General features: G+C 72.7%; 20 protein-coding genes and 1 tRNA gene. 10 read left to right on the top strand and 11 right to left on the bottom strand.

What is annotated here, in order from left to right; genetic code table 11:
- Positions 1-95: 95 nt before the first annotated feature.
- From IQ279_RS13715 to IQ279_RS13745, 7 genes are all read right to left on the bottom strand, one after another.
- On the bottom strand, positions 96-824 hold the full coding sequence (locus IQ279_RS13715; RefSeq protein ID WP_206348809.1) for a DUF8010 domain-containing protein: 729 nt from the start codon (positions 822-824) through the stop codon (positions 96-98).
- On the bottom strand, positions 821-1261 hold the full coding sequence (locus tag IQ279_RS13720) for an acyl-CoA thioesterase (RefSeq protein ID WP_206348810.1): 441 nt from the start codon (positions 1259-1261) through the stop codon (positions 821-823). The genes IQ279_RS13715 and IQ279_RS13720 overlap by 4 nt, the downstream gene beginning before the upstream one ends.
- Positions 1262-1267: 6 nt before the next feature.
- The gene (ettA, locus tag IQ279_RS13725; protein WP_206348811.1) at positions 1268-2932 is read right to left on the bottom strand and encodes an energy-dependent translational throttle protein EttA; all 1665 of its coding nucleotides are present in this window, start codon (positions 2930-2932) and stop codon (positions 1268-1270) included.
- A 224-nt stretch (positions 2933-3156) separates the two neighbouring features.
- A complete protein-coding gene (locus tag IQ279_RS13730; protein ID WP_206348812.1) occupies positions 3157-4599 on the bottom strand; it encodes a Cys-Gln thioester bond-forming surface protein in 1443 nt (480 codons plus the stop codon).
- A 180-nt stretch (positions 4600-4779) separates the two neighbouring features.
- Positions 4780-5175: a single-stranded DNA-binding protein gene (locus IQ279_RS13735; protein ID WP_206348813.1), complete on the bottom strand. Its 396-nt coding sequence runs from the start codon at positions 5173-5175 to the stop codon at positions 4780-4782.
- Between the two features lie 178 nt (positions 5176-5353).
- Positions 5354-7312 carry a GTPase gene (locus IQ279_RS13740; protein WP_206348814.1) on the bottom strand — a complete coding sequence of 653 codons (1959 nt, stop codon included), beginning with the start codon at positions 7310-7312 and terminating at the stop codon, positions 5354-5356.
- Between the two features lie 5 nt (positions 7313-7317).
- The gene (locus tag IQ279_RS13745; RefSeq protein WP_307792347.1) at positions 7318-8955 is read right to left on the bottom strand and encodes a dynamin family protein; all 1638 of its coding nucleotides are present in this window, start codon (positions 8953-8955) and stop codon (positions 7318-7320) included.
- Positions 8956-9257: 302 nt separating this feature from the next.
- Between IQ279_RS13745 and IQ279_RS13750 the strand changes: the two genes are divergently transcribed.
- Positions 9258-9330, top strand: a tRNA-Arg gene (locus IQ279_RS13750).
- Between the two features lie 144 nt (positions 9331-9474).
- Here the strand turns inward: IQ279_RS13750 and IQ279_RS13755 are convergent.
- Positions 9475-10605, bottom strand: coding sequence for a LuxR C-terminal-related transcriptional regulator (locus IQ279_RS13755; RefSeq protein ID WP_307792348.1), 1131 nt, complete (start codon positions 10603-10605; stop codon positions 9475-9477).
- A gap of 257 nt (positions 10606-10862) precedes the next feature.
- Between IQ279_RS13755 and IQ279_RS13760 the strand changes: the two genes are divergently transcribed.
- The 9 genes from IQ279_RS13760 (at position 10863) to IQ279_RS13800 (ending at position 20983) form a co-directional block, all read left to right on the top strand.
- Complete coding sequence (locus IQ279_RS13760; protein ID WP_206348815.1) at positions 10863-11486, top strand: NAD(P)-binding domain-containing protein; 624 nt, start codon at positions 10863-10865, stop codon at positions 11484-11486.
- A gap of 53 nt (positions 11487-11539) precedes the next feature.
- Entirely contained in the window at positions 11540-12454 is a 915-nt protein-coding gene (locus tag IQ279_RS13765; protein ID WP_206348816.1) for an AfsR/SARP family transcriptional regulator, read from the top strand.
- A gap of 190 nt (positions 12455-12644) precedes the next feature.
- Positions 12645-14015, top strand: coding sequence for an FAD-binding oxidoreductase (locus IQ279_RS13770; RefSeq protein WP_206348817.1), 1371 nt, complete (start codon positions 12645-12647; stop codon positions 14013-14015).
- 102 nt (positions 14016-14117) lie between these two features.
- Positions 14118-15467, top strand: coding sequence for an MFS transporter (locus IQ279_RS13775; RefSeq protein ID WP_206348818.1), 1350 nt, complete (start codon positions 14118-14120; stop codon positions 15465-15467).
- 194 nt (positions 15468-15661) lie between these two features.
- Positions 15662-16720: a class I adenylate-forming enzyme family protein gene (locus IQ279_RS13780; RefSeq protein ID WP_206348819.1), complete on the top strand. Its 1059-nt coding sequence runs from the start codon at positions 15662-15664 to the stop codon at positions 16718-16720.
- Positions 16720-18087: an aldehyde dehydrogenase family protein gene (locus IQ279_RS13785; RefSeq protein WP_206348820.1), complete on the top strand. Its 1368-nt coding sequence runs from the start codon at positions 16720-16722 to the stop codon at positions 18085-18087. The genes IQ279_RS13780 and IQ279_RS13785 overlap by 1 nt, the downstream gene beginning before the upstream one ends.
- A gap of 74 nt (positions 18088-18161) precedes the next feature.
- Entirely contained in the window at positions 18162-18551 is a 390-nt protein-coding gene (locus IQ279_RS13790) for a tyrosinase family oxidase copper chaperone (protein WP_206348821.1), read from the top strand.
- A gap of 25 nt (positions 18552-18576) precedes the next feature.
- Positions 18577-19497, top strand: a complete 921-nt coding sequence (griF, locus tag IQ279_RS13795) for a grixazone synthase (RefSeq protein ID WP_206348822.1) — start codon at positions 18577-18579, stop codon at positions 19495-19497.
- Between the two features lie 172 nt (positions 19498-19669).
- Positions 19670-20983: an MFS transporter gene (locus tag IQ279_RS13800; protein WP_307792349.1), complete on the top strand. Its 1314-nt coding sequence runs from the start codon at positions 19670-19672 to the stop codon at positions 20981-20983.
- Between the two features lie 82 nt (positions 20984-21065).
- Here the strand turns inward: IQ279_RS13800 and griH are convergent, their stop codons facing one another.
- From griH to IQ279_RS13815, 3 genes are all read right to left on the bottom strand, one after another.
- On the bottom strand, positions 21066-22172 hold the full coding sequence (gene griH, locus IQ279_RS13805; protein WP_206348823.1) for a 3-amino-4-hydroxybenzoic acid synthase: 1107 nt from the start codon (positions 22170-22172) through the stop codon (positions 21066-21068).
- A 91-nt stretch (positions 22173-22263) separates the two neighbouring features.
- Entirely contained in the window at positions 22264-23079 is an 816-nt protein-coding gene (locus IQ279_RS13810) for a 2-amino-3,7-dideoxy-D-threo-hept-6-ulosonate synthase (RefSeq protein WP_206348824.1), read from the bottom strand.
- A 34-nt stretch (positions 23080-23113) separates the two neighbouring features.
- Positions 23114-24409 carry an aspartate kinase gene (locus IQ279_RS13815; protein ID WP_206348825.1) on the bottom strand — a complete coding sequence of 432 codons (1296 nt, stop codon included), beginning with the start codon at positions 24407-24409 and terminating at the stop codon, positions 23114-23116.
- Positions 24410-24430: the final 21 nt, after the last annotated feature.

Below are 24430 nucleotides of genomic sequence, written 5' to 3' on the forward strand. Positions count from 1 at the left end.
CCTCGCACGCACACGGCGCACACGGCGAAGCCCCGGCCCTTCTCTCTCACACGGGCCGGGGCTTCGCCGTGTCGTCCGCCGTTCGCGCAGATGCCTCACAGCGGGGTGACGCTCAGCCCCGGCACGCCCCGCCCGGCGCCGCGCACGGCGACCGAGCCGTACGGGGTGCGCAGCCGCAGCCAGGTGCCGGCGGCCAGCACCGCCACCGCGGCGTCCCGCCCGCCGGCGACGGGCGGCGGCCCCTGCGGGCCGGCCGCCGGGGCCGGGCCGCGCGAGCGCAGCATGCCCAGCGCCTGCGCTGCGTGCACGGCGCGCAGCGGCAGCCCCGTACCGCCGCCCAGGGGGCGGGACCAGATCTCCTCCGCCAGCGCGTCCAGCGCCTCGCGGGTGCGCTCGCCGGAAGCCAGCGCCTCGCTGCGCCGCCGGAACTCGGCGACCACCGAGGCGGCCGCCGCGCGCACCGACTCGTACGGCAGCTCGCCCACCGGACGCCAGCCGCCGCGCGGCGGCAGCAGACCGGCCCAGGGCGGGCCGGTCACGGCGGCGGGCACGGAGAAGGCCTCGGAGGCCTCGTCGAGGCCCTCCAGCAGTTCCCCGGCGGAGACCGTCGCGTCCAGGTCCGCCGCCTCGGTCAGCCGGGCGGTGCGCACGGCCAGCACCTCGAAGCGGGCCGGGCGCGCGAAGACGCCCAGAACGCCGTCGCCGGTCGCCCTCAGCCGTACCGCCGCGGCCTTCTCCCAGCGCAGCAGCCGCCCCAGGAGGGCGGCCAGCTCGGCCGCCTCCCCGGGGTCGGCGAACACCAGACGTGGGGGCTGTCCGCTCATCCGGCGGCGTCCCCCGTCGCGCTGTCGTCCAGGTACTCCTTGAGGAACGCCTTCTCCTCGTCACTGAGCCGGCGCGGACGCTCGCGCTCCAGGTCGTAGGGGACCACGACCGTCGAGGCCCGCACGTAGACGGTGTCCCCCTCACCGGGGCCGTCCTTGACCTCGTAGGCGACCGTCAGCGAGGCCGCTCCGATCCTGGTCACCCACATCTCCACCACGACCGGCTCGTGCCGGTGCACCAGCGGGCGCAGATAGGAGATCTCGTGCCCGGCCACCACCGAACCGCCGGTGAAGGCCCCCGACGCCGCCTGGCGGGCGAGGCGGAACATGAAGTCGATCCGCGCCTCCTCCAGGTACCTCAGGAACACGACGTTGTTGACGTGCCCGAAGGAGTCCATGTCGGACCAGCGCAGGGGACAGGGGAATGTGTGGCGCACGCCTTCTCAGCCCCGCGTCAGCTTCTTGTAGGTGGTGCGGTGCGGACGGGCGGCGTCCGGTCCGAGGCGCTCCACCTTGTTCTTCTCGTACGACTCGAAGTTGCCCTCGAACCAGAACCACTTGCTCTCGCCCTCGTAGGCGAGGATGTGGGTGGCCACGCGGTCCAGGAACCAGCGGTCGTGGGAGACCACCACGGCGCAGCCGGGGAACTCCAGCAGCGCGTTCTCCAGCGAGGACAGGGTCTCGACGTCGAGGTCGTTGGTCGGCTCGTCGAGCAGGAGCAGGTTGCCGCCCTGCTTGAGGGTGAGCGCCAGGTTCAGCCGGTTGCGCTCACCGCCGGAGAGGACCCCCGCCGGCTTCTGCTGGTCCGGGCCCTTGAAGCCGAACGCGGAGACGTAGGCGCGCGAGGGCATCTCGACCTGGCCGACGTTGATGTAGTCCAGCTCGTCGGAGACGACGGCCCACAGCGTCTTCTTGGGGTCGATGTTGGCGCGGGCCTGGTCGACGTAGGAGATCTTGACCGTTTCGCCGACCTTGATGCTGCCGGAGTCCGGCTCCTCCAGACCCTGGATCATCTTGAACAGCGTGGTCTTGCCCGCGCCGTTGGGGCCGATGACGCCGACGATGCCGTTGCGCGGCAGGGTGAAGGACAGGTCGTCGATGAGGACCTTGTCACCGAACGCCTTGTGCAGACCCTCGACCTCGACCACGACGTTGCCCAGACGCGGGCCCGGCGGGATCTGGATCTCCTCGAAGTCCAGCTTGCGGGTCTTCTCGGCCTCGGCGGCCATCTCCTCGTAGCGCGTCAGACGCGCCTTGGACTTCGCCTGGCGGCCCTTGGCGTTGGAGCGGACCCACTCCAGCTCCTCCTTGAGGCGCTTGGCGCGCTTGGCGTCCTTCTGCCCCTCGACCTTGAGTCGGGCCTGCTTCTTCTCCAGGTAGGTGGAGTAGTTGCCCTCGTAGGGGTGGGCGCGGCCGCGGTCGAGCTCGAGGATCCACTCGGCGACGTTGTCCAGGAAGTACCGGTCGTGGGTGATGGCCACGACGGTGCCCTCGTACTTGGCCAGGTGCTGCTCCAGCCACAGCACGGACTCGGCGTCCAGGTGGTTGGTGGGCTCGTCCAGCAGCAGCAGGTCGGGGGCCTCCAGCAGCAGCTTGCACAGCGCGACGCGGCGCTTCTCACCGCCGGAGAGGTTGGTGACGGGCCAGTCGCCGGGCGGGCAGCCCAGGGCGTCCATGGCCTGCTCCAGCTGGGCGTCCAGGTCCCAGGCGTTCGCGTGGTCGAGCTGCTCCTGGAGCTTGCCCATCTCCTCCATCAGCTCGTCGGTGTACTCGGTCGCCATCTGCTCGGCGATCTCGTTGAACCGGTCGAGCTTGCCCTTGATCTCCGCGACGCCGTCCTGGACGTTCTCCAGCACCGTCTTGGACTCGTCCAGCGGGGGCTCCTGGAGGAGGATGCCGACGCTGTAGCCGGGGGCGAGGAAGGCGTCGCCGTTGGACGGCTGCTCCAGCCCGGCCATGATCTTCAGCACCGTGGACTTTCCGGCGCCGTTGGGGCCCACGACACCGATCTTCGCTCCGGGCAGGAAGCTCAGCGTGACGTCGTCGAGAATCACCTTGTCGCCGTGCGCCTTACGCGCCTTGCGCATGGTGTAGATGTACTCAGCCAAGAGAAACCGTCCGGCAATCAGGGAGTGGGCAGATACACCCCATCTTGCCGCACCCCCGCGCTGGGACGAAAACGAGTACCGCGGCGACCTGTGTCACGGCCCCGGGCCGTGAAAAGACCGTGTGCCGCCGCAGGAGGTGCGGCGGCACACGGCCGGGTGATCCGGGTGGTCCGGGCGGATCAGGCGATCACGCCCGGACCGGTGGAGCTGTGTGGGACGACGGCTCAGTCGCCGGAGCCGGCGGTGGCGGGCTTCTTCTTCCGGAGGAAGAAGACGGCGGCGCCACCGAGGACCACCAGGGCGAGGGCGACGCCCGCGATGATCGGGGTGGTGCTGCTGCTGCCGGTCTCGGCGAGGTTGCCGTCGGTGTCGCCGGTGGCGCCGGTGTCACCGCCGACGGTGGCCGGGCTGGGCTCGGTGGAGGGCTTGGGGCTCTCCTCCTCGCCGCCGCCGTTGCCGCCGGTGGTGGTCTCGGTCTCGCAGTCGAGGGTGCCGGTGAAGGTCTCCTCGAAACCGTTCGGACCGGTGATCGTGATGTTGTACTCCTGGTCCTCCTGGACCGGGACGGTCACGGTCTCGGAGCCGCCGGCCGGGATCTCGTACTCCTTGCCCGCGAGGGAGAAGGAGAACGGCTCGTCACCCTCGTTGGTGGCGGTGACGTCCACGCCGCCCTTGACGCAGTTCTTCTCGGCGGTCACGGCCGGGATCGGGCCCTCGTTGGCCCAGTTCGCGGTCGCGCTGGCGGTGACGCCGGAGCTGCTGGAGCCGGCCAGGATCTGGGTCTGGCTCGGGTTCTTCGGGTCGACGCTGGTGAAGGCGCGACCCACGGCGACCTCGGTGTTGGCCTGCGCGGTCAGCGAGGCGGTGCCGGGCTCGGTGCCCTTGGGCACGTCGAAGAAGAGCTGGTCGCCCTCCTTGGCGGTGGTCACCGCGTTGCCGTCCTTGTCGACGACCGTCACACCCGCGTTCGCGGCCTCGGCGCCGGGCGCGACGTTCACGGTCTGCGCGTTGGTGTGCACGGTGACCGGGCCGAGCTTCTCGCCGGCCTTGCCGGAGACGGCGGACGGCTCGAGCGTGAGCGAGGCCTTCGGCTCGGCGAGGTTCTCGGCCGACTTGATCAGGTATTCGGCGAGCTTGTCGGCGTTGCCGTTGTCCGCGTCGACCTTCACGTTGTCGGAGAAGTGCCAGATCGCGATCTGGGTGCCGGCGGCGGCGGTCTTCTCGGTGAGGCGCTTGGCGCCGGCCTTGCTCGCGAGCGCCGTGAGGTCGTTCACCTGCGGGTAGGAGTTCTTCAGGATCCAGAGGATCTTGCCCGCGTTCTCGTTGTTGTGCAGCGTGGACTCGTCCCAGGAGGCCTCGCGGTACTTGGCACCCGCGACCGTCCCGCGGCCGACGTCGATGCAGTAGGTCTTCAGGGTGCCGCCACCCTCGACCTGCAGCTCGAACAGACCGGCAGCGGTGTTACCCGGATTGGGACCGTTGAGAATCTTGACACCGGAACCGATCGTCACACCGGCCTTGGGCAGGGTGGCGAGCACGCCGCCCTGCTGGTTGTTCTCGTCTGCGACGGCGGTCCCCGCCCCGGCGATCGCTCCTACCGCCAGCATGCCCGTGGCTATCGCGGCGGCGGCGAAACGGGCGGGACCCCGTCCGCGTACAGAAATCATGGTCTGGTCGTCCCCTCGTCAACCCCCGTGTCTCAGGGGGTGATCGTAGGGAGCAATCGGAGCGCGGTCCCCAGAAATATCAGACGTTACACACTCCGATTCCCAATCGTTACAAGGGAATGCCGCAGAAGCGTACTCACCTTGACATAGGGGCAGTTACCGGCTTGTTGTGTGTAACTCTCATGGACTTGCGGCCGGTTCGCCGTTGGGAACGGCCCGCACCACACGGCGGAACGACGAGGTGCCCCTGGCCAGGTCGTGTCCCACCGCCGTGGCCTCGATCTCCGCCGATGTCCAGCGCTTTCCGTCGCGTTCACCCTGCTGCACTCGCAACCGCCCGCGGACGAGAAGGGGTTCGCCGACGGTCACGGAGGCGGCCAGGTTCTCCGCGAGCCCCCGGAACGCCCACACCGTGTAGAAGCTGGTGTAGGCGTCCGTCCAGCCGCCCCGCTGCTCGTCGTAGCGCCGCACCGTGGTGGCCAGCCGCAGCCGGGCCACCGGATGGCCGGACGCCGTCGTCCTGGACTCCACCGCCGACGCCGCGTTGCCGACCACCGTCACCGTCGTCTCGTTCACCCGGGCCGCCCCCGTCCTCTTCTCGTCCGCTCCCGTACGGGCTGCACGGACCCGATGCTGCCCGCCCGAGGCAATGTCCGCCGCGGCCTGTGGAGCACCGCCGGGTTGTGGACAACCCGGCCACCCTGACGGGTGATAGGGGCCGGATGACCGGGCGGAGGTGCTCCCGGGTCCGCCCTCAGGCGCGGTCCGTGCCGCCCGCCGCGATGACGTACTGCTCGCGCACCTCCCGGTACCGCAGCAGCTCGGCGGCCACCGGCTCCAGCACCCAGGCCTGGCCCCAGCCGGTCGCCAGCCGCCGCAGTCCGCGCTCCTCCTCCAGCCCGTACGCCCGTGCCGGCCCCCGTGCCGCGATCCGGCAGCACCCGGCCAGCAGCGGACCGCCCAGCGCGCCGCCCGTCAGCAGCGCCACCGGCAGCAAGACGCCGCCCCACCCGGGCCCTCCGGCGATCAGGTCCACCAGCAGGTGGAGGCCGATCAGCTGGACGGCCAGCATCAGCCACTGCGCGCAGGCGACCACCGCCCACCAGCGCGGCCTCGGCGGCCGGGCCTCGTCGCCGTCGTCCTCGGCCGACGCGATCGCGTCCTCCAGCGCCTCCGGCAGCCCCAGCGCGCCGCGCCAGGCCGCGTCCCGCACCGAGCGGGCCCACGGCTGCGGCAGCCCGGCCGACGCCTCCTCGGCCAGCTCCCGGACCGCCTGCGCCAGTACGGGCCGGGCCACCGCGGCCCTCTCCGGCACCGCGGACCCGCGTCCGCCCTCCCCGTTCCCCCGCCCGTCCGTGCTCCCTGAGGCCGCCCCGGGCCCGGTACCGGTGCCGGCACCGGGTACGGCCGGGGCGGCGGCCGTCTCCCCGCGCCCGCGCCGCGTCTCGTACCGGCGCAGCAGCCGCGCCCAGGGGGTGCCGCAGGCCCGCTCGGCGTGGCGCAGCCAGAGGCGCTCGGCCGTCTGCCCCGCCGCCCAGGCGCCCACCGCGCAGGCCAGCCGGTCCTCGAACTCCTCGCGCGCCCGCTCGGTCAGCCCGGCCGGGCCCTGCGGGGTGTCGGCCACGTAGACCGGGCGGAGCCGGGCGACCACGCCGTCCACGTCGGCCGACAGCCGCAGTGCGGCCGCCCGCCGCGACGAGGCCAGCTCGCCCAGGCAGTCCCTCAGTTCGCCGACCCCCTGGCCCGTGAGCGCGGACATGGCCAGTACGGTCGCGCCGGGCTCGCCGTGTTCGCCGAGGGCCATGCCGTCCTCGTCCAGCAGCCGCCGCAGATCGTCCATGACGGTGTCGACGGCGTCGCCCGGCAGCCGGTCGACCTGGTTGAGCACCACGAACGTCACCTCGGCGTGGCCGGCCAGGGGCCGCAGATAGCGCTCGTGCAGCACCGCGTCCGCGTACTTCTCCGGGTCGGTCACCCAGACCACCGCGTCCACCAGCCGCAGCATCCGGTCGACCTGCTCGCGGTGACCGGGGGCGGCGGAGTCGTGGTCGGGCAGGTCGATGAGGACCAGGCCGCGCAGCGCCGGGTCGCGCGGCTGCACCCGGCGCCGGGCCCGGGGCGGCACTCCCATCCGCTCCAGCAGGCCGTCGGCGCCGCTGTCCCACTCGGTCTCCCAGACGCAGGCGACGGGCAGCGAGGTGGTGGGGCGGCGCAGTCCGGTCTCGGAGAGCTGTACCCCGGCGAGCGTGTTGAACAGCATCGACTTGCCGCTGCCGGTGGCCCCGGCGACGGCGACGGTTGTGCAAGCCCGCGACAGCCTGCCGCGCGCGGTGACCTCGTCCAGGATCCGGCCCGCCTCGGCGAGCACCTCACCGTCCAGCCTGGTGCGGGAGAGGCCGACCAACTCCCTTAGTGCGCCCAGCCGTTGGCGCAACGCCTCCTCCTCGGGCGCGGTGCCCGGCGCGGCGTACGCCCGCATGCCGCCGGCGCCGCCGCCGTCCCACCACTCCCCCCGGCCGCCGGTGCGGCCGCCGTCGAACAGCCCGGCCTCGAAGGGGACGCCCTCGAACGGCCCGGCGTCGAAGGGCCCGGCGGGGAACGGCGCGCCCTCGGCCTCCTCCCGCACACTCCCTCCCCCGTCCTTACGGGCTCTGCGGGCGATCAGCCCGTCGTCCCAGACCCGGCCGCCGTCGGTACGGACATCGGCGCCCACCGCGATCACCTCTCCCTCTGCAGTACGGACAGTGCGGCGACCAGGGCCACCTGCTGGTCGGGGGTGGCGTCGAGGTCCCGCAGGGGCGCGAGCCGGTAGCCGCGCTCCCCCAGCAGCACGCGGTCCAGGCAGTCCTCCAGTAGCCGCTCGCCGCGCTCGCGCAGCCGCGCCGCGACGTCCGCGCCCAGGGCGCGGACGAGCGCCTCGTCCGCGCCCCGCGCGCGCCGTCCGCCCAGCAGTGCGGTGGCGAGCAGGGCCGCGGTCTCCTCGGCCGACAGCGGGCAGCCGCTGTCGGCCGCGCGCAGTTCCTCGTCGGCCACCTCCTCCAGGCAGCGCCGCCAGCGCCGCGCCAGGAGGTCGATCCGCTCGGCGACCAGTTCGTCGGCGCGGCCGCACTCGGGGGCGCCCGGTTCCAGGCGCCAGGCGTCGGCGGCCTGCTCGTCGGCGTCGCCGACGGAGCCGCGCAGCAGGGCGGACAGTCCGTCGGCGAAGGCGTCCAGGAGCTCGTCGCCGCCGCTGTCCCGGGGGAAGCCGCGCCAGCGGGCGAGGGCCTCGCCCGCCAGCAGCTCGCCGTCGGCGATCTGCCGCCGCACCCGCGCCCCGGCCCGCTCGTACGCGCCGTCGATGTGGCGCATCAGCCGCAGTACGGCCGCGTGCTGGGCCGCCGCCGCGCCCGCCAGCCCGGAGACGCGCGAGCGCAGCGAGGCCAGGGCGCCGGTGGCCGTCCGGTCGGCGGCGACCACGCGGGCGGCGGGGTCCCCGGCGTGGTGGAGCAGCCACTCGCGCAGCCCGGCCACGGCCGTGGCGGGCAGCAGTCCGGAGCCTCCGCGCGCGGACTCGGGCAGCTCGGGAACGGTGAAGCAGGGCACGTCGCCGAGGCCGGCCCGCGCCAGCAGGGCGGTGTACCGGCGGGAGAGCTCGTCGGCGACCTGATGGGGCGCCCGGTCCAGCACGGTGGCCAGCGTCACGTCGTACTCGCGGGCGCTGCGCAGCAGGTGCCAGGGGATCGCGTCGGCGTAACGGGAGGCGGTGGTGACCAGGATCCAGACGTCGGCGGCGCAGAACAGCTCGGCGGCCAGTTCGCGGTTGGCGGTCACCAGGGAGTCGATGTCGGGCGAGTCCAGCAGGGCGAGCCCGACGGGCACGGCCTCGGCGGTCTCGACGGCGAGCGCGGGCGGGGTGTCCGCGTCTCCGCCGTCCGCCGGGTGGTCGTCGTCGGGGAGGGCGGGCGGGGTGTCCTGCGCGGCCCGGAAATCGTCCCGCCGCGGCGTCCAGACCCGTCTCAGCCGGGGCAGTACGCGTGGCCCGGCGAACCAGTGCTGGTCGGCGGGGTGGCAGACCAGCACCGGTGTGCGGGTGGTGGGCCGCAGCACCCCCGCGTCGCTGACCCGGCGCCCGACGAGCGAGTTGACCAGGGTGGACTTCCCGGCCCCGGTGGAGCCGCCGACCACGGCGAGCAGCGGCGCCTCGGGGGCGCGCAGCCTGGGCACCAGGTAGTCGTCGAGCTGGGCGAGCAGTTCGCCGCGGGAGCGGCGGGCGCGCTCGGCCCCGGGCAGCGGCAGTGGAAAGCGGGCTGCGGAGACGCGGTCACGCAGCGTGGTGAGCGCGTCGAGCAGTTCGGTCCTAGCTTCCAAGATCGCCACATGCGAAGAATGCCCAATTTCGAATGGTTTTTGAAGTGCATTAGGGCTAGAACAGGGTGTTTTGACCCCTGTGGCCCGCGCCGCACCCCGGAGCGGAGGGCATAACGACTGCACAACACCCGCCCCGCCGGGCGTTCAAACCGGTGCATGATTCGTACTCGCCTGCGATTATCGGGACCGCTTCACTGAACCTCCACAGGGTGTCGCGGACGTGAAGCAACCGGGAGGAAGCGCCCGGGCCCCTATCCTTGTCGCGGCAAGGTCACCCGGGGGCGCTCCGTCGTCCGTCCGCGACCGCTTGAGCCCCCGTAGCTCAGTGGATAGAGCAGGCGCCTTCTAAGCGCTTGGCCGCAGGTTCGAGTCCTGCCGGGGGCGCACAGAACACGGCCGACCCGTCGGCCGCCGGGGCGGGCGGCGCGGTGCCGCCCGCCGGCACCGCGCACCGCCGAGGGGCGGAGCCCGGCCGGAATCCCCGCACAAGAGGGCCGGAGAGCCTCGCGGCGGCGCTCTCCGGCCGGATCAGGTGTTGTGGACGCGCACCATGCCGTCGTCCGCGAACGGAGCGTAGTACTCCGTGAACAGCTTCCCCACCAGCTCGCCCCGGCTGGAGACGCCCACCTTCTCGAAGATCCTCTTGACGTGGTCGCGCACCGTGTGCGGGGAGAGGTGGAGCCGCTCGGCGATCTCCCCGGTGGGCAGCCCCCGGGCGATGAGCCGGGTCACCTCCGTCTCCCGCTCCGTCAGCTCGTACGCCTCGACGATGAGCGGGACGATCTCCGACGTCTTCGCCGGCTCGACGACCACCGCCGAGGGGCCCAGCCTCCCGTCGGCCTCGCGCAGGCACGAGGCGTGGCAGACCAGCCACCGCCCACTGCGGGTGCGTACCCGCACACGGGCCTGCCCGTGGTCCCGCTCCTGCGCGATGGCGCGCGCCTTCAACGCCGTCGACTGCACCCAGACCGGGACGCGCAGACCGAGCTGGAAGGAGGTGGCCGGCCCGTCGGGCAGATCCTCCAGGTGGGCACGCGCGTCCTCGTTGGCCGACAGCAGCGCTCCGGACGCGTCGAACAGGAGCAGGCCAGGGCCGTGCCGGGCGTCGGGCAGGGCCTGGGGGGTGGGCTCCGCGAAGGCGCGCAGCCTCTTGGCCAGCGGGGTGACCAGGCTCTCGATCAGCTTCATCTCGGCGGCGCCGAAAGCGGGGCGGCCCTTGGCCCGGAAGAGGCTGATGTGGCCGTGGGGCCGCTCACCGATCCGCAGGACGGCGCGCAGCTCGTCCTGGAGCCCGCGCGGACGCATGAAATCCTGGTACAGGCTGCTGCGCGCCGGAAGGTCCCCCGTGGACTCGCGCAGTCCGGCGACCGGCACGGGCGCCCGGGCGAGATCCCGGAAAAGGTTGATGTTCTCGGTGAACAGCTCGCTCTCCCAGTAGACGGCGCATCCGCCCTCGTCGAGGTTCTCGGCGCGGATCGGGGCGGCCATCATCCCGGTCAGCGGGTCGGTGACCCGCCAGACGGCCGCGTCGTAGGGCATGAGCCTGCGCAGATGGTGCGAGGCCTCGGCGAACATGCCGAGCGCGTCGGTGGCTTTCGCGGCCCGCGAGAGCAGTTCGGTGCGGCCGACTTCGGTTCGGGATGAGTTCGGACCGGTCACGCACCGATTCTCCCAACCGGCGGCGACATCGCCAACCCCTCGTTTGGGGGGTGTGCGGAGGTGCTCGGTCCCGTCCGCCCGAATGATCGGCTCCCTCCCCCCGAATGAGGGGTGGAAAGCGGGCCCCGAATAGGCAAGTGTTCCCGGCGACGCACGACTGGCGGAGAGGGTTCGAAGGGGACGCGGGACCGGCGCCCCGACGGTGAGGAAAGAAGAAACCCCACTGCTCCCGGAAAAGTCAAGGAGTTGACCGGACCATGCGGGTTGGAGTCATAGGCGCCGGCGCCATGGGCAGGGCGCTGGCCCGGCGGGCGGCGCTGGCGGGCGCCGTGGTGCTGCTGTCGGACCGCAGTATCGGGAAGGCCCGGAGGGCGGCCGCCGAGGCGACGACCGGCGCTCCCGGGGCGGTGCTGGCCTCCTCGCTGCGGAACGCCCTGAGCCCCTCTCTCGTCGTACTGACGCCGGACAGGGAGGAGTCGCTCGCCCTCGTACGGGACCGGTCCGCGGCATTGGCGGAGAAGTTCCTGGTGGACGCCACCGCTCCGCCGCCCCCGGGGACGGCGGACGCGGCCGCCACGAGCGATCTGGTGGCGGCGGCGCCGGCGGCCAGGTGGGTGAAGGTCCTCGCGGCCGCGGACGCCGACGCCGTCTACTCGGGACGGATCGACGGACTGCCCATCGACATGTTCGTGGCGTCGGACGACGAGGACGCCAAGGTGGCGGTGGCCGAAATGATGAACATGTCGGGGCTGCGTGCCCTGGATACCGGGACACTCGACAAGGCCGACGCCCTGGACGCTATAGCCTGTCTCGCGAGGGAGCTGAGCGACCGGCTGCTGACGACGGAAGGTTGGGGAGTCAAATTCCTCCCCGACTGGTGAACTACCCAGACGACGCAACACTTTCCATTCCAAAGGAAGGTTGGGGGGAATTCATGGGTGGGCGTCTTTCCTTCCGCTTATTGGGACCTCTTGCCGTGCACGGCACGAACGGCGAGGTCAAACTCAGCGGAAAACGACAGAACATCCTGTTGACCATGCTGCTGATCGAGAATGACCGCGTGATCGAGGCCCCGCGTCTGATACAGGCGATATGGAACGACTCGCCTCCGGCCACGGCCCGCAGTCAGATAAGGATATGCGTCTCCTCACTACGAAGACAGTTCGCGGCGGGCGGAGTCGCCGCCAGCATCGAAACGCACAAGACGGGATACCGTTTACGGGCCCCCGCGGAGGAGATCGACCTCCACCTCTTCGGGGAACTCCTGGCCCGTACCCGCGCACAGGCGCGAACCGCGGACCGCGAGTCCACCGTACGGATGTTCCGGGAGGCCCTCGGCCTGTGGCGGGGCCCGGTCGGCGCCGGCCTGGACAGCCCCCTGCTGGAGGGCATCACCCTGAAGTTCCACGAGGACCGCTACTCCGCCCTGGAGGAGTGCTTCGAGTTGGAACTGGAACTGGGGAACCACCGCAAGATCCTGGGCGAACTGGCGCGGCACGTCGCCGAGCACCCCTTCCGCGAGACTCTCGCCGCACAACTCATGCTGGCCCTGTTCCACTCGGGGCGAACGGCCGACGCACTGGCGCTTTTCCGCAAAACGCGCAGGATGTTCTGCGATGAACTCGGCATCGAGCCCGGCGAACGGCTGCGCTCCATCGAAAGGTTCATCTTCGACGGCACCGCGGCGGGTCCCCTCCCGAAGGCGTCCGCGCGGGTCTCGCACCACCACTTCGGGAGGCCTGGAGAGGCCTTCCCCGCACTTCCTCCGCAGGACCGGATCGCGCTCCTGGAAAAGGAGATCGCCCTGCTGCGCGAGGAGAGCCTGCGGTCCGTCCGGTCGCGCTCCTGACACCTGTCCGGGCCGGCGGGCCCGGAGGCCCCGCGCCATCTGGCCGGTCCCCCCTCGCTTGAGGGGGGACCGGCCCTCCAAGTCCCTCGCGAGGAGGGATGGAGAAGCCCCCCGTCCGCGGAAAGACTGCTGGTCGCAGCCGGAAGAACGGCGCAGACGAACAGCACCGCGAAGAGAGAGGGCGCCCGTGATGGAGCAGACGCGGACCCCGGCCGTTCCGGAGGAGGCGGTGGACCGGCTCGCCTCCGGTGTGAGGGGCGAGGTGTTCACACCGGACGACCCGGAGTACCGGACCGAATTGGCCGGATTCAACCGGATCACACAGCATCGCCCCTCCCTGGTGGTGGCGGCGGTCGACCCCGGCGACATCGTCGAAGCGGTGCGCTTCGCCGCCGCCGGGGACCTTCCGGTCGGAGTGCAGGCCACCGGCCACGGCATCGCGGCCCCCGCCGAGGGCGGCGTCCTCGTCGGCACGCGCCGCATGAACTCCGTCCGGGTGGACCCGGCCGCCCGGATCGCGCGCGTCGAGGCCGGCGCCCGGTGGCACCAGGTCGTCTCGGCGGCCGCCCGCCACCACCTCGCCCCGCTCAACGGCTCCTCCCACCTGGTCGGGGTGGTGGGGTACACGCTGGGCGGCGGGCTCGGCCCGCTCGGCCGCCGGTACGGCTACGCCGCCGACCACGTCACCCGGATCGAGATCGTGACGGCCGACGGGCTCCTGCGCACGGTCACCGCGGACCGCAACGGCGACCTGTTCTGGGCGCTGCGCGGCGGCAAGGGGTCCCTCGGCATCGTCACGGCCCTGGAGTTCCGCCTGATGCCCGTTCGGCGGCTGTACGGGGGAGGCGTCTACCTCCCGGCCGAGTCGGCCGCGCCGCTCCTGGAAACCTGGCGGGAGTGGACCGGGACCGTTCCCGAGACCATGACATCCTCGGTGGCGCTGCTCCGCCTGCCGGACGTGCCCGCGGTGCCGGAGTTCCTGCGCGGCCGCCCGGCCGTGCACCTGCGCATCGCCTTCACCGGCTCCGCCGAGGAGGGGGAGAGGCTCGTCCGCCCGCTGCGGGCCGTCGGCCCCGCTCTCGCGGACACGGTCGGCGAGATGCCGTACTCGGAGGTCGCCCGGATCCATCAGGACCCCACGGAGCCGCTTCCCTACCACGAGCGCAACATCGTGCTGCGCGACCTCGACCGCGAGGCCCTGGACACCCTGCTGTCGGTGGCCGGGCCCCAGTCGCCGAGCACGGACCTGATGGTGGAGCTGCGGCACCTGGGAGGGGCCCTCGGCCGTCCGGCGGCCGTACCCAACGCCGTGGGGAGCAGGGACGGGGCGTTCACCCTCTCCACTCTCTCCCCGCCGGGCTCCCCCGACCGCGTACTGGCCCCGATGGCCCGCTGGGGCACCGGGCGCAGGTACCTCAACTTCCTCGCCGGCCCCGACACGGCCGGCGCCGCCGCGGAGTGCTACACCCCCGACACCTACGCCCGTCTGACACGGCTGAAGGCACTGTACGACCCGCGCAACCTCTTCAGGACGGGCCACACCGTTCCGCCCGCCCCGTAGGCGCCTTCCGCGCCGGTCCCGGAACGCCCCGCCACACCGCGTCCGCACCGCGTCCCGGCAACCGGTACGCGTTCCCGCCCGCTCTCCTCACGAGGAATCGTCATGACCACCAATCCGGTCGCGCCCACCGCCGCGACTGCCCCCGGCCCCGTCCCCCTCAGTCCCCGCTCCGCCGGCCTGCGCTACGGAGCCCTCTTCGGCCCCGCGGTCTTCGGGGTCACCGCGGCGGGCGTCGCGCTCCCCGACGTCGCCTCCTCTTTGAACACCACCGCCTCGGCCGCCGCCTGGGTGCTGACCGCGCACGCTCTCGCGCTCGGTGTGGGGACGGCGCTCTTCGGCAGGCTCGCCGACTCCCGCGGAGTGCGCGCCTCCATGCTGACCGGCTCGCTGGTGCTGGCGGTCGGTGCCGTGATCTGCCTCCTGGCCCCGAACATCGGCGTCCTGGTCGTCGGCCGGTTCGTCCTGGCGGCCGGGTCCGGCGCCATGACGTCGAGCGCCCTGGCCCTCTCGGCCTCCTCCGACCCGGCCGACCGGCCCGGCGTCCTGGCCGGGTTCGGCGCGACCATGGCGGTCTTCTCCGCGAGCGCGACCCTGGCGGGCGGTGTGTTCACCGAGTGGGTCACCTGGCGCATCACGCTCGTCCTGCCGGCGCTCTCCCTGCTCGCCGTCCCGCTGTGCCTGCGACCGGCCTCGGCCCGGCGCGGTTCCGGCCGGGCTCTGGACCTGCCGGGTGCCGTCCTGCTCACCGTCGCGGCGATGTCGTTCCTGCTCCTGCTGCAGGTCTCCGCGCTGAGCCTGTCAGCTCCCGTCGTGGCCGCGCTCTGCACCGGTCTGGTGCTGGGCGGCACCGGCCTGGTGCTGCGCGTCCGTTCCTCGGAGTCCTCGTTCGTACCCCGCAGGCTGATCACGGACGGCACGTTCCTGCGGGCCGCCGCAACCGGCGCTGGGGTGTACGCGGGCCTGTTCGCCGCGATGTACGCGGTGCCGCAGGTCCTGGTCCGCGAGCACGGCTGGAGCGTCCTGGCCGTCGGCGCCTGGCTGCTGCCCGGCGCGGTGGTCGGCGCGGTGCTCTCCCGGCTGGCCGGGCGGCTGGCCGGGAGCGGCGGCAGGCTGCTGTCCGTGATCGCCGGCACCACGGCCGTGGCGCTCGCCGGTTCCCTGTTCGCGGACACGGCCTTCCTGCCCGTCGTCGGCGCATCCCTCGGTTTCGCCGCCTTCGCGGTCACCCAGGTCGTCACGACCGGGCTGATGTCCGCGCGCATCGAGCCGGCGCTGCGGGGAGGCGCCATGGGGCTGCTGAACCTGGTCTTCTTCGTCGGGGGCGGCGTGGGCAGCGCCGCCGCCGGGGCCCTGGTGAAGTCCGTTTCCCTGACGGGCGTGGTGGGGGCCGTGGCAGTCTTCCCGCTCCTGGCCGTACCGCTCGCCCTCACCCTCGGCCGGCGCGGCGGCTAGCCCCGCGCCCGGCCCGGTATCCCGAGGCCACGGTCCTCTCCCCGGGACCGTGGCCTCGGTCGCGTGCCGGGCCCCGGCGGGCGGGCCGCCGCCGGCCGCGTTCCGCGAAACAGCGGCGATACGGCGGTGATAGCCGCCGGTCCGACGATGGGCGGGCCGGCTCCCGCACGCGTTGAGAGAGGTCACGAGAAGCCATGCCACCTGTCGCGGACACCGAGTTCGACGCTCACGTACGCAAGATGATGACCTGGCACTTCGGGAAGGACACGGGCTCGCCCTTCTGGCTGGCGAAGCTCGGGGCGCTCGGCTTCGACCCCGTCGCCGACGTCCAGGGGGTCCGCGACCTCACCATGTTCCCCGACGTCAGTGCCGAGCTGCGTACGGCACCGGCCCAGGACCTGATCCCCCGGGGCCTGGCGGACCGGGCCTTCCGGGTCTACGACTCGGGCGGCACCACGGGATCACCCAAGCGCATCGTGGACAGCGGCTACCGGTCGCACATGCTGGGCTGGGCCCGCCACCGGCTGATCGAGTCCGGCATTCCGGAGAGCGGCAACTGGCTGCACCTCGGCCCCAGCGGTCCCCACGTCATCGGTTTCGACGTCGCGCGCTACGCCGCGCTCGGCGGCGGCGTCTTCTACACCGTCGACCTGGACCCGCGCTGGGTCAAGCGCCTGCTGGCCGAGGGGCGCGAGGAGGACGCCGACGAGTACGTCCAGCACCTGCTGGACCAGGCGGAAACGATCCTCCAGACCCAGGACATCGCCGTCCTCAGCACCACCCCTCCGCTGCTGGAGGCCATCTGCGCCCGGCGCGGGCTCTACGAGGCGGTGCGCGAAAAGGTGCAAGCCGTCATCTGGGCGGGCACGTCCATCAGCACGGAGAATCTGCGCCAGGTCGGCGAGGTGTTCTTCCCCGACGCCGCGGTGGTGGGCGTCTACGGCAACAGCCTGATGGGCGTGGCCCCCCAGCGGCCAGCCGCGCCCGGCGACCCCCACCCCTGCGTGTTCGAACCGTTCCCGGCCACCACCCGGCTGGAGCTCGTGGACGGCGATGGACGGCCGGTCGGGTACGGCGAACGCGGCCGGGTGCGGCTGCACCTGGTCACCGAGGAGATGTTCCTGCCCAACGTCCTGGAGCGGGACAGCGCGATACGGGTCGGGCCGCGCCCCGGCTCGTCCGTCGACGGTCTCGCGGACGTCCAGACGTACCGGGAGATCGACGACGTGCACGTCATCGAGGGTGTCTACTGATGAGCGGCGTCGCCACCCTCGTCACCGTCGACCCCTACGTCTGCGGCCGGACCGTGCACAGCGCCGACCGCTCCCGACTGCCGAGCGTCCTCGGCGGTGATCTGGCCGACGTCGGCCTCGCGCCCCACCTGCTGGCGCTGTCGGCGCTCGGGGAGATCCGGCAGCACGCCGACGGCCGGAGCCCCGGGGCCGGCGTCTTCACCGAGGCGGCCCGCCTGTTCGCCGGGGAGACCCTCGACGGCGAGGGGCCCGGGGAGTACGCGGCGCGCGTATCGCAGGCCACCGGGCTCACGGCGGCTGCGGTGGCGCAGGCGGTGGAGGACCTCGTCGCGGAGTTGACGCAACTCCCCCGGACGACGGCGGCCGAACTGCCGGGCACGGGTTTCGGTCCGGGCTTCGAGACCCGCTGGGTGCCCCGGGGCCGGACCTTCACCGCCGTGATGGCCAGCAACCACCCGACGCCCAACGCGGCCTGGGCCCAGGCGCTCTTCCACGGGTACAGCGTGCTGGTCAGGCCCGGCAGCCGGGACCCCTTCACCGCCAGGCGGCTGATGCGGGCCCTGCTGGCCGCCGGGCTGCCGCCGGGGAAAGTGGCCTACCTGCCCTGTTCGCACCGGACCGGCGAGTTCCTGCTGAGCGAGGCCGACCGCGGCATCGTCTACGGCGGTGACAGCGCGGTGCGGCGGTGGCAGGGCCACGAGTCGGTCGCGGTGCGCGGCCCCGGGCGCACCAAGGCCCTGCTCGACACCGATCCCGGCGACGCCGTAGTGGAGCACCTGGCGGTGTCGGCCTCCTTCGACGGCGGCACCCGGTGCACCAACCTGTCCGCCGTGCTCACCTCCCGTCCGGTCGGCGAGGTGGCCGACCGGCTGGCCGAGCGGCTGGGCCGTCTGCCCTCCCTCCCCGCCGCGGACGGGCAGGCCACCCTGCTGGTCGCCGACCGGGAGCGGGCGGAGCGGATACGCCGGCAGGTAGACGCGCTCCGTGCCGAACTGACCGACCACAGTGCCCGGTTCGACCCGGGTGAGTCGGTGGTCGAACTGGCGGACGGCTCCTTCCTGCTGCGGCCGGTGGTCCTCTCGGCGGACCGGCCAAACCATCCGGTGGTCGGCACCGAGCTGCCCTTCCCGTTCGTCGTCGTCGCGCCGTGGTCCGGGGCCGACGGGGTGGCGCCCCTGCGCGACTCGCTCGTCCTGAACCTCCTGACGGACCGCGAGGACCTGGTCGACGCGGCCGTACGCGAGCCGAGCGTGCGCAAGGTGACGCGCGGCGCCGTGCTGCCCTGGACCGCCGTCCCCGGCATCCCGCACGACGACAACTACACCCAGTTCCTGCTGGAGCCCAAGGGGATCGTGGTCCGGGGCTGACCCGGAAGGCGCCCTGCCGCCCCCGACCTCACCCCCGCCCCCACCCCCGTCACCGAGCAGAAAGGACCCCTTCCATGAGCGTGAACAGGCGAGACGTGGTCAAGATAGCGGCCGGCACGACGCTGGCCGCCGCCGCGGCGGGCGTGCCGCTCGCCACCGGCGCACTGTCGTCGGAATCGTCCGGCGAGCACGCCCACGAGGCCGGGAGCGCCGGCGGCACCGAGTACACCGAGCGCTACAAGGGGCGGACGATACGGGTCGCCCCCGCGTCCGCCGGAGGCGGCGTCTTCATCGACGACCGTCCGCTGCACCTGATGAAGTTCGCGGACGACGCCTACCTCAGCTCGATGTGCCACTACGAGATGGCCCCCACGCCCCTGGTCGCCGCACGCCGGGCGGTCGACGAGCTGCGCGGGGCCGCCCTGCTGCCCAGCGCTCACGGTTCCCACATCACCGTCGTCTGACCCGTCCCCGCGAACGGAGCCCGCCATGGTGCACATCCGCAAGAACCACCTGGACATGACCCGCGAGGAGAAGCGCCGCTTCGTCCACGCCGTCCGGGAGATCAAGCGCAGGGGGATCTACGACCGGTTCGTCGCGCTGCACATCCGCGTCAACTCGATGGACTACCTCGACAAGGAGACCGGCAAGCGGCTCGGGCACGTCAACCCCGGCTTCCTGCCCTGGCACCGCCAGTACCTGCTGCGGTTCGAGCGGGAGCTGCAGAAGGTCGACCCCCGCGTCACCCTGCCGTACTGGGACTGGACCGTGGACCACGGGGAGGACTCCCCCCTGTGGGACGAGGAGTTCATGGGGGGCAACGGACGGCCCGGAGACCGCCGGGTGATGACCGGTCCCTTCGCCCGCGACAACGGCTGGGTCCTCAACGTCAGCGTCGTCCCGGTCGGTGACGAGAACCCCGCCCTCAACGGCAACTACACCCACGACGACCGCGACTTCCTGGTGCGCGACATGGGCACGCTCACCGACCGGCTCCCCACGCCCAAGGAACTCGACGACACCCTCGCCCTCCCCGTCTACGACTGCCCGCCATGGAACCACACCTCGGGCGGCGAGCCGCCGTTCGAGAGCTTCCGCAACCACCTGGAGGGGTACACCAAGTTCCCCTGGGAGGACAGGCTCGGCAAGCTGCACGGCGCCGGCCACGTCTGGGTGGGCGGCCACATGATGTACATCGGCTCGCCCAACGACCCGGTGTTCTTCCTCAACCACTGCATGATCGACCGGTGCTGGGCCCTGTGGCAGGAGCGCCACCCGGACGTGCCGCACTACCTGCCCCTGACGGACACCGAGGACGTGCCCGACATACACACCCCGCTGGGTCCGTGGCACACCATGACCCCCGCGAAGCTGATCGACCACACCAGGTGGTACCGCTACGACAAGTGACCTGCGCCGGGCGCCGGGCAGCGGACCCTCCGCCGCCCGGCGCCCGCGTGTTCGCGAAGCGGCTTCCCCTGCCCCGGCGTCCCCGGCTCCCCCGGGCGCGCCGGGGCGCGGCCCGTTCCCACCCCGTCCTCCTTTCCCCCTTCTCCCCACTCCGGAGGTCGCAGTGCTCTCCGTGACACGTCCGCGGGGCCCGCGGGCCCGGCGCTCACCCCAGGGGCTGGGCGCCGCGGCGCCCGTACTCGCCCTGTGCTGGACGGCGGTCTTCTTCGACGGCTTCGACGTCATGGTGTACGGGGCCGTCATGCCGTACATGCTCGACGACGCCGGGTTCGGCCTCGACCCCGCCGCGGCCGGAACCATCGGCAGCTGGACCACCTTCGGCATGCTGCTGGGCGCGCTGGGCGCAGGCAACACCATGGACTGGTTCGGCCGGCGCCCGATGACGGTCGCCTGCGTCGTGGTCTTCTCCGTCGGCTCCGGGGTCTGCGCCCTGGCCACCGACCCCGTGTCCTTCGGCGCCGGGCGCCTCCTGGCCGGCCTCGGCCTGGGCGGGCTGCTGCCGACCTGCCTCGCCGTGGTCGCGGAGTTCGCGCCGGCCGGGCGGGTGGCGCTGGCCACCGGGGTGCTGATGACCGCCTACCACGCGGGCGGCATGACCGCGACCGGCATCGGCATGGCCGTGGCCCCCTCCCACGGGTGGCGCTGGGCGTTCGCCGCGGGCGTCCTGCCGGCCGTCCCGGCCGTGCTCCTGCTCCTGCTGCGGATGCCGGAGTCCCCGGCCGTGCTGTACTCCAGAGGGCGTGCCGACCGCGCGGCGGACACCGCCGGGCGGTACGGCCTGCCGCTCCCCGGGGCCGCCGACACGCCCGCCGGCGGCGTTTCCGGACGGCTGAGGGCCGTGGCGGACCTGGTCGACGCGGGCCGCCGCCGGACGACCCTGCTGCTGTGGGCCGCCTCCTTCTGCGGGCTGATGCTCGTCTACGGGGTGAGCACCTGGCTTCCGCAGCTGATGCGGTCCTCCGGTTACGGCCTGGGCTCCTCCGTGAGCCTGCTCATGGTCGTCAACGCCGGAGGGATCGTGGGCATGCTGGTCGCCGGCAAGGCGGCAGGGCGGTTCGGCGCGGCCCCGGTGGCCGGCGTGTGGTTCGCGCTGACCGCCGTGTCGATGCTGCTGCTCGGCACCCGGCCGCCGCTGGCCGTGGCCTACTGCGTCATCGCGCTCGCCGGGGTCTGGCTGTTCAGCGCCGGCACCATGGTGTACGCGGCGGCCGGACGGCTGTATCCGCCCGCGCTGCGGGCGCCCGGCATCGGCTGGGTCACGGGGGTCGGCCGGCTGGGCGCCGTGGTCAGCCCGTGGCTGGGCGGCGTGCTGGTGAGCCAGGGGCGTGAGGAGTGGGGCTTCGCCGTCTTCGCGCTGGCCGGCCTGGTGGGGGCCGTCACGATCCTGCTGGCGGCGCCGCGCTCCCGTTCCGGCGTCTCCAGGTGAACGCGGCCGGGCGTGCCGCCCCCTCCCGGGGGCGGCACGCCCGGCCGCGGAGACCGACGGGATGCGCTCGGCCCGGCGGTGCCTACTTCTCCAGGCAGAACTCGTCGATCGGGTAGCCGACGTGGCGGTCCTCGCTGGGAAGGTAGCCCAGGACCGTGTCGCCCGGCTTGAGCTCGGTGCTGTTGAGCACGGTGCCGCCGGGACCCAGCACCCGCACGTGCCAGTCGTCCTGGAGGATCAGGTTGACGCGCCGCCCGTCGGGGGACTCGGCGTCGATGGAGATCAGCGGCCGGGACTCGATCTTCACCCGGCCCACCGTCACCAGCCGGGTGTTGCCCTTGACGTCCACGGCGGTCACCTTGCTGCCCGCCTTCAGCTCGCTCAGGTAGTTGGTGCGCTCGTCCTTGCCCAGCGTGTACGAGTGGATGGCGCCGGCGTTGACGCGGAACGGACGGGTGGGCATGTACGGCAGCGGGTGGGTCTCGCTGACGCACAGGATCATGCCCTTGGAGTGTGAGCCGACCAGGATCCCCTCGTCCTCGCGGAAGTGGGTGCAGGTGTCCACGCAGGCCCGCTCACCCATGCCGATGTGGGAGGTTTCCACCACCCGCAGTTCGACGAGGTTGAGGTTGGGCACCTCGGCCTCGGCGGCCCGCTTGAGGGCCGCGGTTTCCCCGACCGTCCTGGGGGCCATCATCACGCCGTCCGAGCCGTGCTCCAGGACGCCGAAGATGATCTCGGCCTCCTCGACGTCCTGCGCGATGGTGACGAGTGAGCCCTTGGCCCGCGCCGCGGCGGCGATCACGATCTCCAGCGGGATCTTGGTGGGGTCGCGGAAGAGCAGCAGGCTCCACTTCTCGGTACGCGCCGAGTCGCAGGCCTCCTCCAGGGTCGGCGCGTCGACGATCTCGACGAAGCGGCCGAACTCGGTCTCCGGGTGGCGGATCGCCAGCTCCGCGGGGGTGACACCGTGCTTCTCGGGGTCGACGATGACGACCGTGGCGTCCCCGAAGTCCTCCGGCAGCGGCCTGCCCTGGGGGAAGAGCACCTTCGCCACGGTCGGCGGCAGGTCGGCCAGGTCCGCCGGGTCGTCGGAGACGATCGCCTCCACGCGGTGGTGCAGGGCCTCCTGGACGACGGCGTCACGGGCCTCGCCGAGGGAACGGATGTCGAGCCAGCTGAGCTTCACGTGCGTACTCCTCGTGTCGTTGCGTGATGCGGTGCGGGAACCGGCGCGGTGCGGGAACCGGCGCGGGGATCGGTGCTCGGTGCCGCCGCGGTCAGGCGGCTGCTCCTTTGGCGGGCGGTGCGGCGAACACCTCCTTCCTGCCGTGGACGAGGTCGGAGAGTTTGTCCGCCATCGCTCCGGGGTCGGGGGCCTGGAAGACGTTGCGCCCCATGGCGATCCCGGCCGCGCCGGCGCTGAGCGCCTCCTCGACGTACGCGAGGGTCGCGGCCTCGTCCCCGGTGCGCGGCCCGCCGACCACGAGCACGGGGACCGGGGCCGTCTCGGTGATGGCCCTCATCCCGGCCACGGAACCGACGTACGGCGTCTTGACCAGGTCGGCTCCGAGGTCGGCGGCGAGCTGGACGGCGTGGGCGACGAGGGCGGGGTCACGGGGGTCGCCGATCCGGGGGCCCCGGGGGTACATCATCGCCATCAGCGGGACGTTCCAGCGGTCGCACGCCTCGGCGACGGCTGCCATGTCCGCTATCTGCCGCTGCTCCTCGGCGGAGCCGAGGTTGACGTGCACGCTGACCGCGTCGGCGCCCAGCCGCAGCCCCTCCTCGACGCCGGCCACCAGGTACTTGGCGTTGGGGTCGGACGCGTGGATGGTGCTCGCGCTCAGGTGCACGATCAGGGAGGTCCGGGTGAACCACTCCGGGTCGACCAGGCGCAGCGACCCCTTGTGGAGGACGACGGCGTCGACGTGGTGCGAGGCGAGCTGCCCGACCAGCTCCCCCAGGCGCCTCCCCCCGGTCACGGGACCGTCGGTGACGGAGTGGTCCAGCGGGACGACGAACAGGCGGTCGGGATCGTGGCGGTGGAGCCGGTGGAGCCTCAGTCTTCTGGCGAAGGACGTGTTGGTGATCATCAGTGCTCCCGCAGGGTGGGAAAGGAGTCGGTGGTCACGGGTGCGAGGCGAGCGGGACGGGGTCCGCGCCCTCCGGGGAGTCGAGTCCGAACTCGGTGTGGAGCAGGCGCACGGCCTGCTTCTCCTCGCCCCGGGGCACGGTGACCGAGATCCTCGTCTGGGACGTGGACAGCGCGCCGGTGCGGATGCCGGCCCCGGTGAGACGGGAGAGCATCCTGGCCGCGTACTCGGGGCGGCTCAGCAGTCCCTTGCCCACGACCGAGACCTTGGCCACGCCCTCGTCCACCTCCACGCCGCCCCGTCCGGAGGGGGAGGCGAGCTCCGAGAGCGACCGCCGCACCGCCGAGGTGTACGTGTGGTGGACCGTCATCTCGATGGACAGGCCTCCGCCGGAGTGTTCCGAGACGGCGGTCATGTCGGCCGGAATGGCCTCCCGCGCGAGCAGCCGGAAGACCGCGAGCGCGGGGGGCTCCCCGATACGGTCGGTGCGAAGGGTGACCCGCGCGACGTCCCTGTCGTGCACGACCGCCGTGACGGCGGTCCGGGTCTCTGGCATGGCGTCTCCGTCTCTTCCGTCTCTCTTGTGGATGTGGGTGCCGATCCGCGAGGTGGCCGAGTGGCCCACATGGATGCCGATCCCGTGGAGGGCGGCGAGTTCGACCGCCCGGGAGTGCATGACCCTGGCGCCGGCGAACGCCATCTCGGCCATGAGGTCGAGGTCGAGGGAGGGCAGCAACCGGGCGGCGGGGACGACCCGCGGGTCCGCGGTGAGCACGCCCGGCACGTCGCTGTAGATCTCGCAGGCGGGGGCTCCGAGTTCGGCGGCGACGGCGACCGCCGTCGTGTCGGAGCCGCCGCGGCCCAGGGTGATGACGTCGCCCTCGGCGGTGACGCCCTGGAATCCCGCGATCACCACCACATGGCCGGCGTCCAGGAGTTCCACAGTGTGCTCGGTGTCGATCGCCACGATGATCCCCGAGCCGTGCGGGCCCGTGGCGAGGATCCCGGTACGCGGGCCGGCCAGTGCGGTGGCGGGGACCCCGGCGTGCTGGAGGGCCAGGGCCATCAGGGACGCGGAGGCGGTCTCGCCGGTGGCCAGCAGCTGGTCCAGTTCTCGCCCCTGCGGCGCCGGGGTGAACTCCTGTGCCTGCCCGATCAGTTCGTCGGTGGTCCCGCCCCGGGCCGACACGACCAGGACCACACGGCGGCCGGACCGGGCGAGGACGGCGACCCTCCGGGCGATCGACCGGACCTGCTCGGCGGTGGCCAGTGAACTGCCGCCGTACTTCTGCACCACGACACCGTTGGTACGCGCATCGTCCAGCGCCATCGTCGCCTCCGCTCGTCGGAC

This window comes from Streptomyces verrucosisporus (assembly GCF_017114865.1).
GTDB lineage: Bacteria > Actinomycetota > Actinomycetes > Streptomycetales > Streptomycetaceae > Streptomyces > Streptomyces fenghuangensis.